Below are 16,174 nucleotides of genomic sequence, written 5' to 3'. Positions count from 1 at the left end.
AGCATATTTACCCTGTATGTCATCTATGCGATGGAGCCTCCGCGGGAGTCAGTGCCTCCTCCGGCACCAAAACCGAATCCGCGGATAGCTGCTCCTGCAGTTGGAGCTGCTGCGTAGCAAACTCGCGGTACATCTCATGCGACTCCAGCAGCTCCTGATGCGTGCCGCTTCCTGTCACCACACCTTTATCCAGGAAGATAATCTGGTCGGCATCCACTACTGTCGATAAGCGATGCGCGATGACCAGCGTCGTTCTTCCCTGCATGAGGTTCTGCAGCGCTTGCTGCACAACAACCTCGGACTTGCTGTCCAGACTGGACGTTGCTTCGTCCAGCATCAGGATCTTCGGATCGCGCAGCAGCGCTCGCGCAATTGCAATCCGCTGCCGCTGTCCGCCAGAAAGCTTGATGCCGCGTTCGCCGACTTCCGTTTCATACTGCTCCGGCAGCTCCTCAATAAATGTATCCGCATAAGCCATCTGCGAAGCCCGCTTCAGCTCCTCCAGCGTCACCTCACGCTGCAAGCCATAACAAATATTATCCCGGATCGTGCCTGCAATCAGCGGACTCTCTTGTGAAACATACCCGATCTGGCTGCGCCAGGAAATAAGTGAGAACTGATCAATCGGATCGGCCCCTAAGGTAATAGAGCCCTTCTGCGGCATATAAAATCTCTCGAGCAAGGAGAACGTTGTCGTCTTCCCGCTTCCGCTCGGTCCTACGATCGCTGTCACTTTGCCAGCTTCCATCGTGAAGCTAACATTTTTCAGGACGGATTCCTCATCTTTGTAACCATAAGTCACTTGATCGAAACGAATCGACTGAGAAGCATTCGCTACAGGAACTCCTGCATGCGGGTCTTCTTCTTCATAATCCAGCACTTTGAGGATTGTATCGGTTGCTCCCATCGCTTTTTGCGATTGATTGAAAAACTGCGTGATTTGCGTAATCGGCATTACAATTTGGAATAAATAGAGCATGAAGGCCACTAATTGACCCGCAGAAATCGCGCCTGAGGATACCCGCATACCGCCGTATCCGAACAGGACCACAAACAGCATCAGCATAACAAATGTAACAAGCGGCGCCATTAATGCTTGAATTTTGCCTTCACGCAGCCCGAATTTGAAAAGCCGTTGAATCCCTGAGCTGCCTTCCTGATACTCCACAGGTTCTGCGTTGGCCGCTTTCACCAAGCGAATCTCGGAGAGAACACGATTGAGTACAGACGTGAAGCTTGCTGTCTCCGCCTGCATGCCCTTGGAGATTTTGAACATTTGCCGGCCCAGCGGAAATAAGATGAGGAAAGCTATCGGGAATACGCTGAACATAATGAGCGTCATTTTCCAATCCATAAACAAGAGCACTGCAATAGAACCAACGATTGAAATAATACCTGTCACGAACCCTGACATATGCTCGGCGATTAATCCTTTTATCACAGCCGTATCATTGGTCATTCGAGAAATCGTATCACCAGTCTGATTGTTATCGTAATAGCGAACAGGCAGCACCAGCAGCTTTTTCCATAGTCGCTCGCGAATACCGGCCACAACGCTTTGCCCCGCGTGATTCAATAAATAAACGGAGACGCCCGAGGCAACAGCTGAGCCGACAAAAGCAATCGCCATACCCGTAATTTGCATCCAGTTCAAGTTATCGATGGAAAAGCTGTCGACCACATTTTTCGTAAATAACGGTATGACTAGCCCTGCCAATGTTGAAATAATGCTTAATCCCAATGCTATGCCTAGAAGAAGCTTGGGTGGATTCGCCTGCATGATCAAGCGGATGAATCCCCGCCAATTGCTCGCGCTCTTAGGCGCTTCTTTCTTTGTAACAGCCATGTATCTCTACTCCTTTACCCGATCGAATATACATCCGTCATGTGAATGATTCTTTTCAGTATCTCTTTGCTAAAAGGATCATACACCTGTATTTTAAACGGAATATAAACAGGTTCGAATCGGTCTGTGGACGTAAAGAAGGCCCATCCTTACTAAGCTTCTGTTGAAATCTGCCAAGTCACGCCGAACGGATCTTCGAGCCGACCGAACATCGTACCCCAAAACATGCGTTCAAAGGGCATGATTACGGTGCCACCCTCGGATAGCGCTTCGAAAATACGTCTCGCCTCCTCTTCCCCTTTAAAATCCAACGTCAAATCCATCCCATTGCCTCTCTCCACCAATTCCGTACCTGCATCTGCCATGAAAAAGCGCAGACCAAGCGCATGCAGCTCCAAATGAAGCACGCGATCCTTCATGGATTCATCAGCCCCCGGCATCTCCGCGAATGTACGCAAGCTGACAATCTCACCGCCAAGCGCTTTGGCATAAAAGCCCGACTGCTCTCTTGCATTTTTGCTATAAAAATACGGTGTTAACGTTGCCATCATCATTCCTCCTATTGACTTGGGTTCGTTGCAAGCTGACCCCACACTACACGGTCCCTGCCCTGCTCCTTAGCTGTGTACAAAAGCGCATCCGCGGCTGCCACGAGTTCCGCCGTCCTTTGGTCCCTCATGCGGCTCGTCGCTCCGAAACTCATCGTCACATGGAACTTCTCTTCATCCGAGCCGAACTCCAGCGCTTTCAGCTTGTCCCTGAATTGATCCATCCATTCAGCCGCCATGTGCCGATCATCCGTAAACAGAATAATGGCAAACTCCTCGCCCCCATAGCGAAATGCACGGCCCTGACTACTAGGAATAAGGGAGTCAAATAAACTCCCAATCGCTCGTAGGACAGCATCCCCGACTTGATGTCCATATCGGTCATTAATATTTTTGAAATAATCAATATCCCCCATGATGAGGGTGAAATGCCGCGTTTTGGTAATCGTTTCCCTAATTTGCTCTTGAAAGCTGCGGTGATTGTAAAGCCCTGTCAAATAGTCCTTTTTAGCTAAATTCTCGAAGATCCCCTTCTCCACAAAATGCTTACGCTCCCGTGCCACTATAATACCGCCAATCACACCGATCATGATGAGAAAGGCAAGATTAAAAAAGTGCCGCGGCAACTCCTCATCCAGAAAACCGCCATCCACCAGAAAAATCACGCCGAGATAGCCGATAATCATCATGTTCGTAGCCACCATAGCGCCTGTAAAACTCCAGTAGAGTGAAGCGTGCAAAATAATAAGATAAGCAATCGGATAGAGCGGACTGTGCGTCCCTCCGGTCAGCGAAATAATCAAAATATACGCTATATAGTCCATGAATACGCCAAGTCTCGTAACGTACCGATAAAGCATAGAAGTAATCGGGGTGCGATGCAGAACATACTCCGTAAACCCCATATATAGAACCGACACGGTGAATAATGCGCAAAAGAGGATCAGATCCCCCGTCGTATGGTGGTAGTATTTCAGAAATAAAAGAGTGGCCGTTGGCACAAAAAACCAACGAACACAGCTATAAGCGATTTCCAATATATGATCAGATCTTCGGGTTTTAAACACGCTGGCAATCACTTCCCTGAAAATGGAATCCTACACCTCAGAATTTCTAGAATGGACCTATGAACTCCTTCTTCTTGCATCCTGGGGCGCCGCCTTTCTTTGTGCTGGAACTCGCTGTGTGCCTTCGTCCTACTAATTTTGTTTTTTGCTGTTTCTTTCTATACAATATAGGGGTAAGACTTCTTATAGATGATTTGGAGGAGGGAATTCGATGAATACGTTTACTTACTATAATCCAACTACACTGCATTTCGGAGAGGGGACTCTCGAGAAATTAACATCAGAGGTACCCAAATACGGTAAGAACGTGCTGCTCGTATATGGTGGCGGAAGCATTAAACTGAACGGCATCTACACCAAAGTTATTCACCTGCTGAAGAACATAGATGCTTCGATTTTCGAGCTGAGCGGTGTTGAACCTAATCCAAGACTCTCAACCGTCCACCGCGGTGTTGAAATGTGCCGCACTCAGAACATCGACTTGATCCTCGCCGTAGGCGGAGGCAGCGTAATCGACTGCGCCAAGGCGATTGCCGTCGGCGCCAAGTACGAAGGCGACTTCTGGGATATCGTTACGCGCAAAGCGTCCGCAACTGGCGCGTTGCCACTAGGCACCGTACTTACGATTGCCGCAACAGGCTCGGAAATGAACTCCGGCTCTGTAATTACGAATTGGGACACCAAAGAGAAGCTTGGCTGGGGCAGCCCGTTCTCCTTCCCGAAATTTTCGATTCTCGATCCTGCCCACACAACTTCCTTACCTGAAAATCAAACCGTATACGGTATGGTCGATATCATGTCACACGTATTCGAGCAATATTTCCATCACGTTGATAACACACCTATTCAAGATGGCTTTTGTGAAACGATTCTTCGCACCGTGATCGATACGGCGCCGCGCTTACTGCAGGACCTCACGAATCTGGAGCATCGTGCGACAATTCTTTACAGCGGCACCATGGCGCTGAACGGAACGCTTAGCATGGGGCTTCGCGGCGATTGGGCGACGCATAATCTGGAGCATGCGGTGTCCGCAGTTCATGATATCCCGCACGGCGGAGGCCTTGCGATTCTTTTCCCGAACTGGATGACTTACACGCTAGATGCTAATGTAGCGCGGTACAAGCAGTTCGCACAGCGCGTCTTTGACGTTACAACCACGGACAAAACTGACCGTCAGGTAGCCGAAGAAGGCATCGCCGAGCTTCGCGATTTCCTTAGCTCCATCGGGGCGCCACGGCGCCTCGCGGACTACGACATCGACGACTCCACGATCGAGCTGATGGCGGACAAAGCTATGGTTTACGGCGATTTCGGGAACTTCAAGAAGTTAACACGCGAGGATGTCGTTAATATTTACCGCATGTCACTGTAACAAAGAGGCTATCCTTGAGCAGATTCATCTGCTTGGGGGTGGTCTTTTTTTGTGACCACCTCGCCGGCCCATTCTGCCAGCAAAGGGAACTACAGGCCGCTATTTGTGCCGAATCCGTAAATATCCGCGTCGATAGGAAACTACAGGGTCTGATTTGTCCGTTCACAACCGAAATTCCGAGCAAATGGTGGAAATAAGGGATTATAGTTCCTCTGAATCTGTGATATGGTGGTTTTGGGAGCAAATAAGGGACCGTAGTTCCCCATGCGTAGCCTCTTAACTCGCTACATACTTCATACTTTCACGATTCGCCCTACTCCCTACCGCAGCACCGTATAATCGCGCCACTCCTCCGGGAGCAATCGCTGATAAAGCGGCTGCAAGTAACGGTCGTCAATCAGCAACAGCACACCGCGATCCGTTTCGGAGCGAATCAATCGGCCGCCAGCCTGCTGCACCTTGTTCATACCGGGGAAGACGTAGGCGTATTCGTAGCCGTTTTTGCCCGTGTCCTCGAGGTAGGCCTTGATCAGATTGCGCTCAGGCCCCAGCTGCGGCAGCCCTACACCAACAACAGCCACGCCGGTCAGCCGTTCGCCGACCAAGTCGATGCCCTCCGAGAAGATGCCGCCCATCACGGCGAAGCCGACTAGCGTCCCATCACGGCCTGCCTGAAACTCGGCCAAGAACTGCTCCCGCTCCTCTTCCGGCATCTGAACAGTCTGAACCAGAACATGGAGCTGGCTGCTATCTTCTCCCTGCTCACCTACAAGATCCGTAAAAGCTTCATAGACACTGCTCATGTACGCATACGATGGAAAAAAGACCAAATGGTTGCCCGAACGACTTGTCACCATGTGATGAATCGAGCGAGCAATCGCCTCCCGGCTTCGCTCGCGATCTTGATAGCGGGTCGACAGCGGCTGGACGAAAACCTCCAGCTGTTCCTTGGCAAAAGGCGAAGGCACGCTCACGGAGTAGTCCTCCTCGCCCGCTCCCAGCGTGTCCATGAAAAAGGACAACGGCGAAAGGGTCGCCGAGAAGAACACATGCGAGCGATAGCCCTTCCCCATCTGCCGGAGCAGATGAGAGGGGTCCAGGCAGAAGAGCTTCACGCTGACCTCGTTACGATCTGACGTGAACAGCGTCATATAGCGTTCATCGTACAGCTTAGCAATACGGACGAAATTGTGAGCTTCGAAATAAGTCTCCAGCAGCAGTGCGCTGGCGGGACTCCCGCCGCTTGCAGCGAGTTCCTTCTCAGCGCTTGCCAAGAAACCGTCGAGCAGCGCCAGGAGGGCTTCCGGCAGCTCCGGTTCCACGAGCATCGGGCGGTCTCCGATTCTTTTGCGCAGCGTAATGAAATATTGATTGATGGCCTTGGCTGCATCGTGCAGATCAGCACGAACGCCTTTGAACTCCCGCTGCAGCGCAAGGAACCCGGATTTTTGCAAAGTGCTGCTGTACATCTCCCGCGCCCGGTCAATCAAATTGTGCGCTTCGTCTACGAGTAAAGTCGTGTGCCGCCTCTGCTCCTCGAACAGCCTTTTCAAATTGACACGAGGGTCAAAGATATAGTTGTAATCGCAAATGACCGCATCTGCGGCATACGCGACATCCAGTGAAAACTCAAACGGACAGACACGATGCTTCCGTGCATACGATTCAATCACCGCGCGCGTCATAATCGTCTCCGATTCGAGAAGATCTAGCACTGCGTCGTTAATGCGGTCGTAATAGCCATCAGCGAATTCACAATGCTCCTTCGTACAGCGGACTTCGTCCTTCAGGCACACCTTCTCCTTCGCTGTGATGGTTACGGCATGGAGCTTGAGTCCTTGTGCTTGCAGCAGTCCATACGCTTCCTCTGCTGCGGTACGTGTGATTGTTTTGGCCGTCAAATAAAAAATCCGCTGCAACAGCCCCTCGCCAATCGCTTTCACAGACGGAAACAAGGTCGACATCGTCTTCCCGATGCCCGTTGGCGCTTTGGCGAACAGCTTGCGCCCTTCGCTGATCGTTTTGTACACAGCTCCGGCAAGCTTACGCTGTCCTTCTCGGTAAGCTGGAAACGGGAATCCCAGCTCCTTAATGCTACGATTCCGGCGCTGCTCATGCTCATAGATGGCGTGCGCATAGGGGTAATATCGCTCCACCACATCCTGTACGAACTGCTCCAGCTCGCTGAACGAAGCTTCCCTCACGAATCGACGCGTATCTTCCGTCTCCACCTGCATATAAGTAAGTTGAACGCGCATATGATGAAGCTCGCGATCTTTGGCTACCATATAGGCATAGCACATCGCCTGCGCCCAATGCACGGGGTACGAGTCCTCTTCGATCTCGCTAATGTCCGAGGAGGTAGACTTGATCTCATCCACCGTCACAAGGCCGCCTTCCGCATCTTGAAGGAGACCGTCGCACCGCCCGTCAATGACGAAAAGGAGCTCCCGACAGGCAATCTCAGCGGAAACATACACTTCGTGCTGATCCAGTTCGCCGTATTGCTTCTGCAGTTTTTGATGTGCTTTCGTGCCTTCCACCAGCGCAGCGCTTGTCCGAAAGCCGGACTCGATACTCCCCCTGCGAAACACGTATTCCACCAGAGAGCGCACGGAAATGTTGATCGTTTCAGCCATTCGTCCTTCTCCGTTCTAGAACATTTGTTCCTTATTGTAGCATGCGAACGGACCAATATCTACTTTTTCAGGAAGGGAGTTCCCATGTTCTATTTCAGTAAGATCTTCCTCAAACTGCTGCGAATGAACAACAAGTTCATCTATAGTCTAGCCTTTCTCTTTATCCTTCTATCTGCCATCAGTGCTTATATGCTGGAAAAAGAAACCTTCGGGAGCATCTTCAACGGACTTTGGTGGGTAATGACAACCGTGACCACCACGGGGTATGGGGACTATGCGCCAAAAACCGTAGCCGGCAAATGCCTCGGTATTTTTCTATATATTTTCGGAATTGGCCTCATCTCCGTCACCATCAGCAAAGTCGTTGATTCATTATTTGTATATAGACAGCGAAAGGAAGCGGGCAAATTGAGATATCAAGGCGAACAACATTTCGTGATCATTGATTGGAGCAAAAATGCCGAGCTGGCGATCCAAGAAATTTTGAACACGGACACATCAACGGAGGTCGTGCTGATCGATACCCTCGAGAAAACACCGATCGTACATAATAGAGTCCACTATATAAGAGGCAATCCTACACATATGGAAACTTTGGAAATGGCGAATATGGAAAAAGCCCGCTCCGTCTTCATCTTCGCCAATGAGATCACAGAGGACCAGGCCATGCTGCGCGACCCCTCTTTTGTTGATGGCAAAACACTGCTAGTCGCCACAACCATCGAGCGCAACTATCGCGACGTCCACTCCATCGTCGAAATCAAAAACAGCGAAAATATGCAAAATTTCCAGCATGTCAACGTGAATGAATTTATCCTGGGCTCCGAGACCATTTCGCAGCTTGCTGTTCGCTCGGCTTTTTCACCGGGATCGTCACGGATCGTATCGCAGCTCTTGACCAGGCAGTCCAGCAGCAGCCTTCAGGTGCTTGGCAAAAGGAGCTCTTGGCGCACGTACCGCGACGCGTTTGAGCATCTTCTCCTTGAGGGGGCGACACTGATCTCCGATCGGGATCAACTGAATATTAACCAGAAGTTAGACCAGCTCATTCCCGAGGATGCGCAGCTCTTCGTCATCTGTGACGCAGAAACCTACGACCGCCTTTCTAAGCTAAAATAATACATAAAGGACACCAACCTCTCCGCGCAGCGAAGAATGGTGTCCTTTATCTTTATCCCTATCCTTATGTTCAACCCTTAGGCTTAGTCTGAACCGGCTGAACCCATCGAAACGGTGTCGTATTCCAAAATAAATCCGGATTGACCTGTACATTATGCGCCCAAAATGTAAAGTGCAAATGCGGCCCCGTCGAGAACCCGGTTGTGCCGACGAGCCCAATAATGTCGCCCTGTTTCACCCGGTCGCCTGTCTTCACTCGCAGCTCGGAGAGATGCGCGTACTGCGAAAAAAGCCCCATCCCATGGTCGAGATAAATGGAATTGCCGGTCAAATACAGGCTCTCGGCCAGCGCCACGATCCCGTCATTGGTCGCTTTGATCGGAGTGCCCTCCTTCGCGGCCAGGTCAACCGCCATATGCGCGCTATCGTACTTCCCGTTAACGTAACGGGTATAGCCATATGGCGTCGTCAAAATCCCCTCGATGGGCTTCACGAATGGCCCGCTGAACAGAAACTCTGGCTCGGACTTGCTTCGCGCCAGATCGATTTTCTTCTGATCGGCATTGATGCGCGCCGTATCCTGCTTCATGCTCTCCATCTCTGACGTGACTTTGAGATACTGCGTCTCAAACTTCTTCGGCACCACGGTGAGCGTCTGGTCGCCGATCGGGTATTTGCCGGGCTTCGCACTCATCGAAATCGGCAAATACGTGAAATACCCCGCTCCATATGGTTGGAGCGTGTACGTTTTGTTCAGCCAGGTGATACTCCCTGGCTCATCGTGACGAACAAGCACCGCATCTCCAGGTGCCACGCTCTCAGGCACGAGCTTCCATTTGGCGCTCATGATCCCTTTCGCAGCGTCCTTCGTTGCGTAAAGCTCTTTCTCCTTCGCCAGCTGCTGCAAATGGCTCTTCTCCTTGAGGATGGCATCTTTGACCTCCGTGGTCATGCCATCCACCCAAGTCTGCCCGCCGTCAGCGGTTATCAGCAGCGGATTCTTCGCATCCTTGCTGCTGGCGGGCAGCGCCCAACCAATACGCGGTGTAAGGAACTGCGTTTGCTTCACCGGCAGCGCAACCCCGCCGAGCGTCGCCGTGGGCGGGTTAGGGCTAGAACCAGGCGGGCTGGTTGTCCCAGCTTCCTCTAAGCTTAAAAGCTCAGCTAGGGAGCCATCAACTGCTGTTTGTGCAGCAGCCGCTTCTTCAGCTGCGGGCAGCCACAAGCCACCGCCATCCTCGGTCGCTGCGATCCCATCGGCGTATCTCACCCAGCCATGGTCTAGATCCACCATGCGGAACTCCAAAGCCTCTCTAGGTGGCCGTGTAGGCACCGGTGTTGCCGCGACGGGAGTATCCTTATCGGCGGTGTTCCAGGAAGAGACCGGGCCAAATGGTGATTTGCCTATAACGATCACGACACAAGCCGCAAGCACACATGCGCCTACCAACAGCGGCCATTGCCGGCGTTTTTTTGATTTCACAGCAGCTATTCCTCCCTCGCTTGTGATAACATAAAAAACCCGAAGACAATAGGGTCTCCGGGTTTCTAATATATTAAATTTGAACGCCTTTTTTGAGCGCTTTCTGATCACTGCTTGTGTTATTAACTAAAGGAAGTAACTTGACGCTTCGAACCATGGTGGACTGACACAAGTGGCAAGTCGGAACGTGATCGAATGTAAAATTATCTCGCATCCAGCCTTTACAGCCTTCTTGTTCACAAGACCATATCGTCACATTTTCTAGAGGCATCTCTTCAAATGACTTTTTTCTGGAATACATGATGAACCTCCTCAGCGTTTTACGTAAGTAAACTTCAATAGCTAAATTGAAAAAGACTGCCATTACAAAGTAAAGGCAGTCTTTTAAATTATATTACAGTTTTACAACGTTTTCTGCTTGTGGTCCGCGGTTGCCTTGAACAACGCTGAACTCAACTTGTTGGCCTTCGTCCAAAGTTTTGAAACCGTCGCCTTGGATTGCGGAGAAGTGAACGAATACATCGTTGCCGCCTTCAACTTCGATGAAACCGAAACCTTTTTCTGCGTTAAACCATTTTACTGTACCAGTAGCCATGAGAAATACCTCCAAAAATTATTAACATGTTTTTTATTCTTCAAAGAGAAAAAAATTCACACATTGTATAAGGTTCACTAACAAAAATGAAAACCCTTTACAATATGTGAATTCAGGTTCTTTTTGTCGATTGTTTTTATAATAGCACATCACAATTGAAAACGCAAACTATTTCCAATTCTTACATGCTAAATGTAATCGCTTACCCCCACCCTTGTTTGCGAGCAAAAGAGGAGGGCCCCCAACTTAAGTCTAGGTAGTCACTTGGTCCCTGGACCGTTTGCCGCTTCTACAAGGGACTCTATACTGAAGGTATCGTAAACATTTAGGAGGGTCTTCATTTTGTACAGCATAAGCATTGATACCATACTGTTAGCCTCGTTGCTATTCGTGATATTCACCTGGATCGGGAGCGTTAAAGCTTCTCGACTGCTCTATAGCCGCACAATCGAGCGCATGCACCGTAAAACACGCAAACTCTTGTTCTGGGTATGGTTCCCCGTCATCCCGGCTGCTGCCATTCTTGGAGCTATCGTCTGGATGCAGCAGACCATGCTCACAACCTTTTGGATCGACCATGCGCTTATTCAAGCACCGCTGCTCATTCTGCCGCTACTAACCATCTGGTTCGTAGCCGTGCCTAAACTGCTCAAGCTTCGTGCCATCACGAAGCAAGCACTAGGGGAGCCTGAGAAGGCAGCGCCAGTTGATTCGACAGCACACATGAGAGCAGCCGCTCCGGGCCTCATCATTCCTTTTCAAATGACGGCACTCGCCGCATTAACTTCGTTTTATTTCGCACTAGCGCCGCCGGTGCCGTTCAAATGGCTCGATATTTCCATACCGCTGGCTGCCTTCGTACTGGCAACTGCTGGACTTTGGTGGAGGCACCAGATACGTTTCGGAGAGGTTAATAAAATGGAAACTTATACAGCCCCGGCTTTTTGGAAACGCAACTTGGTTATGCTCAGTGTACTCGCAGTACTGGGAGCATCCGGGTATTATCTCTTTAACTATGTCATGGACAAAAGTGAACTGCCTGCCGAAATCGATATGGCCAGCGGAACGCATGATTACGGCGGTGTGATGCCAGCAGACATGAGTATGCATAATCACCAAAGCAGTATGACTGCAATGAACGGCAATTCGGCCAAAATGATCTCTATCGCTGACCTGACAGGCCCACGCGAGGGGACGCCGGATCGTCATTTTACACTAACCGCTCAGAAAAAAACAGTCACGCTCAGCTCAGGCAAAACCGTGGATGCTTGGACGTACAACGGGCAAATTCCCGGTCCAGAACTCCGCATGAAAGAGGGAGAGTTGATCGAGGTTACGCTCATGAATCAAGACATCGAACAGGGCGTTACCGCACACTGGCATGGCCTGGATGTGCCGAATGCTGAAGATGGTGTCGCCGGTGCTACGCAAAATGCGGTTATGCCAGGTGAAACGTATACGTACCGCTTCCGTGCCGAACAGGTCGGCACTTTCTGGTATCACTCCCACCAGGACTCGCGCGAAGCCGTCAGTATGGGACTCTTCGGGGCGTTGATCGTAGAGCCAAGAACGGAACCTCTTCAGCCGGTAAAAGATATCACCGTGATGACGCATCGCTGGAAAGGCGCTTCGATTGCAATCGGCGATTCGGATCAACTCGAACGCATGACGATCGCTCCAGGAACGCCTGTCCGAATGCGGCTGATTAACACTGACGATTGGGTGAATCAGAACTACACGCTCGTTGGTACACATTTTGAGGTGGCGGCCATTGATGGAACAGAACTAAATAAGCCGGATGTGTTAACCAATACCCGCATAGTTGTGCCTACTGGAGGAAGGTATGATATCACATTCATTATGCCTGAGCGTCCAGTCTATCTTAATGTAGGAGAGAATCGTAACGGAGGCATTCTAATGTCCTCCGATGGCAGCGGAAACGTCCCTGAAACTCCGAAGACCGTGGATTTCGATCCTCTTTCCTATGGAAGCCCGGCGGCAACCCCCTTTGATGCGAGCAGCCGCTTCGACAGAGAGTTTACTTTAATTCTGGATAATAAGCTCGGCATTTATAACCGCAACTTTGATTTCCTCTATACTTTGAATGGAGAAGTATTCCCGAATGCGCCGATGTTTATGGTGAAGGAAGGGGATATTGTCAAAACGACTTTCATTAATCGTGGAAATGTCGAGCACCCGATGCATTTGCATGGACATCATGTGCTTGTCCTGTCGCGCAATGGCAAGCCTTCAACAGGCAGTCCTTGGTGGTCAGATACGCTGAACGTGCTGCCGGGGGAGACGTATGAAGTCGCCTTCGTTGCCAACAATCCGGGGTTATGGATGGATCACTGCCATAATCTTGTGCATGCCGCCGCAGGCATGTCGATGCACCTGATGTATGAAGGTGTGACAACCCCATATTCCGTGGGCAGCGGAACGCAAAACCATCCCGAGTAAAAAGAGGGAGGGGATGTAGGGTTCGTGTTAACATTCATAACATTAGATTGACAAATGGTTAGAATCCATTTACGCTAGAGGAAAGCAGGAACGACACGAACTGAATATAATCTTTCGTATAACCTTAATAATCGGATTAAGGGTCTCTACTTAGAAACCGTAAATTTCTAGCTACGAAGAATGTGCGCATTTGCATATTTTTCGTGGCTAGTTTTTTTATGTTCCTGACGTCATACAATAAACAGAAGCAGGAGGTTTATGCCCATGGCGACTATTCTTATTAAACAGGCAGAAATAGTAACAATGAACCGCGATGGCGATATTTTCGTCGGAGATATCCTCATTGAAGACGACAGGATCAAGGCAATCGGCCCCGACTTACATGTAGACCCCGCGCAAGTAGACAAAGTGATTAACGCTGCAAACCGGACAGTCATTCCAGGTTTCGTGCAGACTCATATTCATCTATGTCAGACGCTGTTCCGCGGTAAGGGAGACGATCTGGAGCTGATGGATTGGCTGAAGCAGCGGATTTGGCCACTAGAGGCCTCGCACAACGAGGAATCCATCTATTATTCCGCCTTGCTCGGAATCGGCGAATTGATCCAAAGCGGTACAACGACCATCGTCGATATGGAGACGGTGCATCATACCGACTTCGCTTTCCAAGCCATCGCATCGAGCGGGATCCGCGCTTTGTCCGGCAAAGTGATGATGGACAAGGGCGATGAGGTGCCGTTCCCCTTGCAAGAAAAAACGTCCGAATCGCTTCAACAGAGCGTCGATTTGCTTGAGAAATGGAACGGCCACGACGACGGCCGCATCCAATACGCGTTCTCGCCGCGATTCGTCATCTCGTGCACGGAGGAGCTGCTGCGTGAAGTTCGCAGCTTATCCGAGCAGTACCAAGTGAAAGTGCATACGCACGCATCTGAGAATCTGGGCGAGATTGAGATTGTGCAGGCCGAGACCGGCATGCGCAATGTCGTTTATCTCGACCATCTGGGCTTAGCGAATGAGCGCCTCATTCTGGCGCACTGCATTTGGCTCGATGACGAGGAGAAGCGCATCATCCATGAGCGCGGTGTCCACGTCAGCCACTGCCCGGGCTCAAACCTGAAGCTTGCTTCGGGAATTGCCGAGACGCCAGACATGTTGAAGCTCGACATCTCTGTCTCGCTTGGTGCTGATGGCGCACCGTGCAACAACAATCTCGATATGTTCAACGAGATGCGTTTGGCGGCGCTCATCCAGAAGCCCGTGCACGGACCGACGGCGATGAACGCGCAGACGGTCTTCCGCATGGCGACCATTGGCGGCGCGCGTGCGGTCGGTATGGAGAAGGAGATCGGCAGTCTCGAGGTCGGCAAGAAGGCCGACTTAGCGATCCTCGATCTGATCAATTTCCACACGTATCCGTCCTTCGACGTGGATCCGATCTCGCGCATTGTGTACTCCGCGACACGCGCTGATGTGGAGACAACGATCATTAATGGGCGGATCGTCATGGAAAACCGCATCATGCGGACCATCGACAAGGACATCGTCCTGCCTGAGGCAAACCGCTCGATCCAGCGGCTGCTGAAGCGCGCTAACCTGCGCTGACAAGAGAAAGCCTGCCGTACACTTGCATGCAAATGCAGTTGGACGGCAGGCTTTTTTTCGTCATGTGCTACGGTTTATTATCGCGGATGCAGGATTCGTTCGCGAGAAAGTGTAAAAAATACAGCAAACCTTTGCGTTTTAGGCATTCTTCGGAAGTAATCCTGCATTTCGTACATCAAAATCAGTAGATATCTCGGAAAATAGGGTGGTCACGCTAAATTTGATGTACTTTATGCATGATTCGACTCCAGAGGCCGGTAAAGTCAGCTATTTGATGTACATTTTGCATGTTGTGACTAGCCATTACTCCTCACTATTTACCCCAGAGCAGCTTCCCAGCCTCCAGCTTAGTAAGCTTCGCGACATCGTGCGCGGCGTCCTTCTTCTGGATAGCTTCCTTCTGCGTTTTGGTAGCTGGTTCATTCCGAATGATCGCATCTAAATTATCATAAGCCACTTTCTTGATCAGCGCTCTATCGCCGATGGCATCCATGACGCGATACATCGCTTCGATGGCGGCATCCTCCGTAGGAAGCCCATAGCCAGAGTCGGTGCTGAGCATGAACTTGTCAGGAAATTGCTTCATAACAGGGAGAAAATCCTCAATTCGGTTCGTACTTTCCGGATTGAGCACGGTAAACCCTGCAAAAAAATCCATATAGATATTATCATGCCTCTCTAATAATCCCTTGATATTCTCAGGAGAATTATAGGCATTGGCATGGCCAAAAATGAAGGTTGTCTTAGGATGCGCTGCCAAAGCTTCCTCCAATTTATCAATCACGAAGCCATTCGGGGGATCGATATGGAGCAATATTGGCGCTTGGTACTCGGCACACAACTCATAAATTTGCGGAAGAAAGCCATCCATTGGGTCCTTGGCTTTCCACTCCACCTTCGATACAACGGGTGAGTAATACGAAGCAGCAGCAACTTCACCAAGGCCAAAATAACCTTGCTCCAGATTACTCCTTACGACCTCCAGACTAGAAGGATCATGCAGGTCAAAACCTGAGAAGTAAGGCACAAAGAAATCTGGCCTTTCTATATAAGCATTCCAGGCATTGGCATCGGTTTGAATCGCACTGGACTCCGATACATCCCCAAAAAGAATAACGCGATCCATCGCATCCCGTTTCCACATATTGTGCATGCCTGTGTACCTCGATCCGCTAGCATCATGGTTATGTGCGTCTGCAAGTGGTACAGGTCCATACTGCCGAAGCAGATCGTCAAAGCTCTTTTTTACTGGCGTGGATGGATTGGCTTCAACTGTTGTTGCCGTCATGATTGCCGCCACTGGTGTTACAGCCTCTGCCCGCATGCTTCTCGATTCCCCGAGATGAAGCGAGTTCAAAATCCAAATCCCAACACCGATACAAACACAGACGCAAACGCTTACACCAATAAACATACTTGTTCTCTCATTAGACATCT

12 protein-coding genes and 1 riboswitch are annotated in these 16,174 nt (G+C 50.3%); of the genes, 4 read left to right on the top strand and 8 right to left on the bottom strand.

Translation table 11 applies throughout. The features are described 5' to 3' along the window. Nucleotides 1–19: 19 nt before the first annotated feature. The 3 genes from GQF01_RS12125 to GQF01_RS12115 all read right to left on the bottom strand — a co-directional run bounded on the left by GQF01_RS12125 (nucleotide 20) and on the right by GQF01_RS12115 (nucleotide 3,431). The gene (locus GQF01_RS12125; protein ID WP_161407007.1) at nucleotides 20–1,846 is read right to left on the bottom strand and encodes an ABC transporter ATP-binding protein; all 1,827 of its coding nucleotides are present in this window, start codon (nucleotides 1,844–1,846) and stop codon (nucleotides 20–22) included. Nucleotides 1,847–1,998: 152 nt separating this feature from the next. Beyond that, nucleotides 1,999–2,394 carry a VOC family protein gene (locus GQF01_RS12120; RefSeq protein WP_161407006.1) on the bottom strand — a complete coding sequence of 132 codons (396 nt, stop codon included), beginning with the start codon at nucleotides 2,392–2,394 and terminating at the stop codon, nucleotides 1,999–2,001. A gap of 11 nt (nucleotides 2,395–2,405) precedes the next feature. Beyond that, nucleotides 2,406–3,431 carry a GGDEF domain-containing protein gene (locus GQF01_RS12115; RefSeq protein ID WP_161407005.1) on the bottom strand — a complete coding sequence of 342 codons (1,026 nt, stop codon included), beginning with the start codon at nucleotides 3,429–3,431 and terminating at the stop codon, nucleotides 2,406–2,408. A gap of 241 nt (nucleotides 3,432–3,672) precedes the next feature. Between GQF01_RS12115 and GQF01_RS12110 the strand changes: the two genes are divergently transcribed. After that, complete coding sequence (locus tag GQF01_RS12110) at nucleotides 3,673–4,836, top strand: iron-containing alcohol dehydrogenase (protein WP_161407004.1); 1,164 nt, start codon at nucleotides 3,673–3,675, stop codon at nucleotides 4,834–4,836. A gap of 320 nt (nucleotides 4,837–5,156) precedes the next feature. On the opposite strand, the gene GQF01_RS12105 is transcribed toward GQF01_RS12110, so the two are convergent. After that, a complete protein-coding gene (locus GQF01_RS12105; protein WP_161407003.1) occupies nucleotides 5,157–7,475 on the bottom strand; it encodes an ATP-dependent DNA helicase in 2,319 nt (772 codons plus the stop codon). Nucleotides 7,476–7,559: 84 nt separating this feature from the next. On the opposite strand from GQF01_RS12105, the gene GQF01_RS12100 reads away from it, so the two are divergent. After that, nucleotides 7,560–8,594 carry a potassium channel family protein gene (locus tag GQF01_RS12100; RefSeq protein ID WP_161407002.1) on the top strand — a complete coding sequence of 345 codons (1,035 nt, stop codon included), beginning with the start codon at nucleotides 7,560–7,562 and terminating at the stop codon, nucleotides 8,592–8,594. Nucleotides 8,595–8,664: 70 nt separating this feature from the next. On the opposite strand, the gene GQF01_RS12095 is transcribed toward GQF01_RS12100, so the two are convergent. The 3 genes from GQF01_RS12095 to GQF01_RS12085 form a co-directional block, all read right to left on the bottom strand. Next, complete coding sequence (locus tag GQF01_RS12095; RefSeq protein WP_328803444.1) at nucleotides 8,665–10,077, bottom strand: M23 family metallopeptidase; 1,413 nt, start codon at nucleotides 10,075–10,077, stop codon at nucleotides 8,665–8,667. Nucleotides 10,078–10,150: 73 nt separating this feature from the next. Further along, nucleotides 10,151–10,378: a cold-shock protein gene (locus GQF01_RS12090; protein ID WP_145665171.1), complete on the bottom strand. Its 228-nt coding sequence runs from the start codon at nucleotides 10,376–10,378 to the stop codon at nucleotides 10,151–10,153. 93 nt (nucleotides 10,379–10,471) lie between these two features. Then, the gene (locus tag GQF01_RS12085; RefSeq protein ID WP_079415431.1) at nucleotides 10,472–10,672 is read right to left on the bottom strand and encodes a cold-shock protein; all 201 of its coding nucleotides are present in this window, start codon (nucleotides 10,670–10,672) and stop codon (nucleotides 10,472–10,474) included. A gap of 342 nt (nucleotides 10,673–11,014) precedes the next feature. Between GQF01_RS12085 and GQF01_RS12080 the strand changes: the two genes are divergently transcribed. Together GQF01_RS12080 and GQF01_RS12075 are read left to right on the top strand one after the other, a co-directional pair. Beyond that, nucleotides 11,015–13,132: a multicopper oxidase family protein gene (locus GQF01_RS12080; protein WP_235959458.1), complete on the top strand. Its 2,118-nt coding sequence runs from the start codon at nucleotides 11,015–11,017 to the stop codon at nucleotides 13,130–13,132. Between the two features lie 94 nt (nucleotides 13,133–13,226). Beyond that, nucleotides 13,227–13,326: riboswitch (purine riboswitch) on the top strand. A 70-nt stretch (nucleotides 13,327–13,396) separates the two neighbouring features. After that, nucleotides 13,397–14,737, top strand: coding sequence for a 5'-deoxyadenosine deaminase (locus tag GQF01_RS12075; protein WP_161407001.1), 1,341 nt, complete (start codon nucleotides 13,397–13,399; stop codon nucleotides 14,735–14,737). Between the two features lie 313 nt (nucleotides 14,738–15,050). On the opposite strand, the gene GQF01_RS12070 is transcribed toward GQF01_RS12075, so the two are convergent. Continuing rightward, nucleotides 15,051–16,172, bottom strand: coding sequence for an amidohydrolase family protein (locus GQF01_RS12070; RefSeq protein WP_235959456.1), 1,122 nt, complete (start codon nucleotides 16,170–16,172; stop codon nucleotides 15,051–15,053). Between the last annotated feature and the right edge of the window lie 2 nt (nucleotides 16,173–16,174).

The organism is Paenibacillus silvestris (assembly GCF_009882985.1).
Lineage (GTDB): Bacteria > Bacillota > Bacilli > Paenibacillales > NBRC-103111 > Paenibacillus_E > Paenibacillus_E silvestris.
This window is presented reverse-complemented; position numbering and strand designations above follow the sequence as displayed.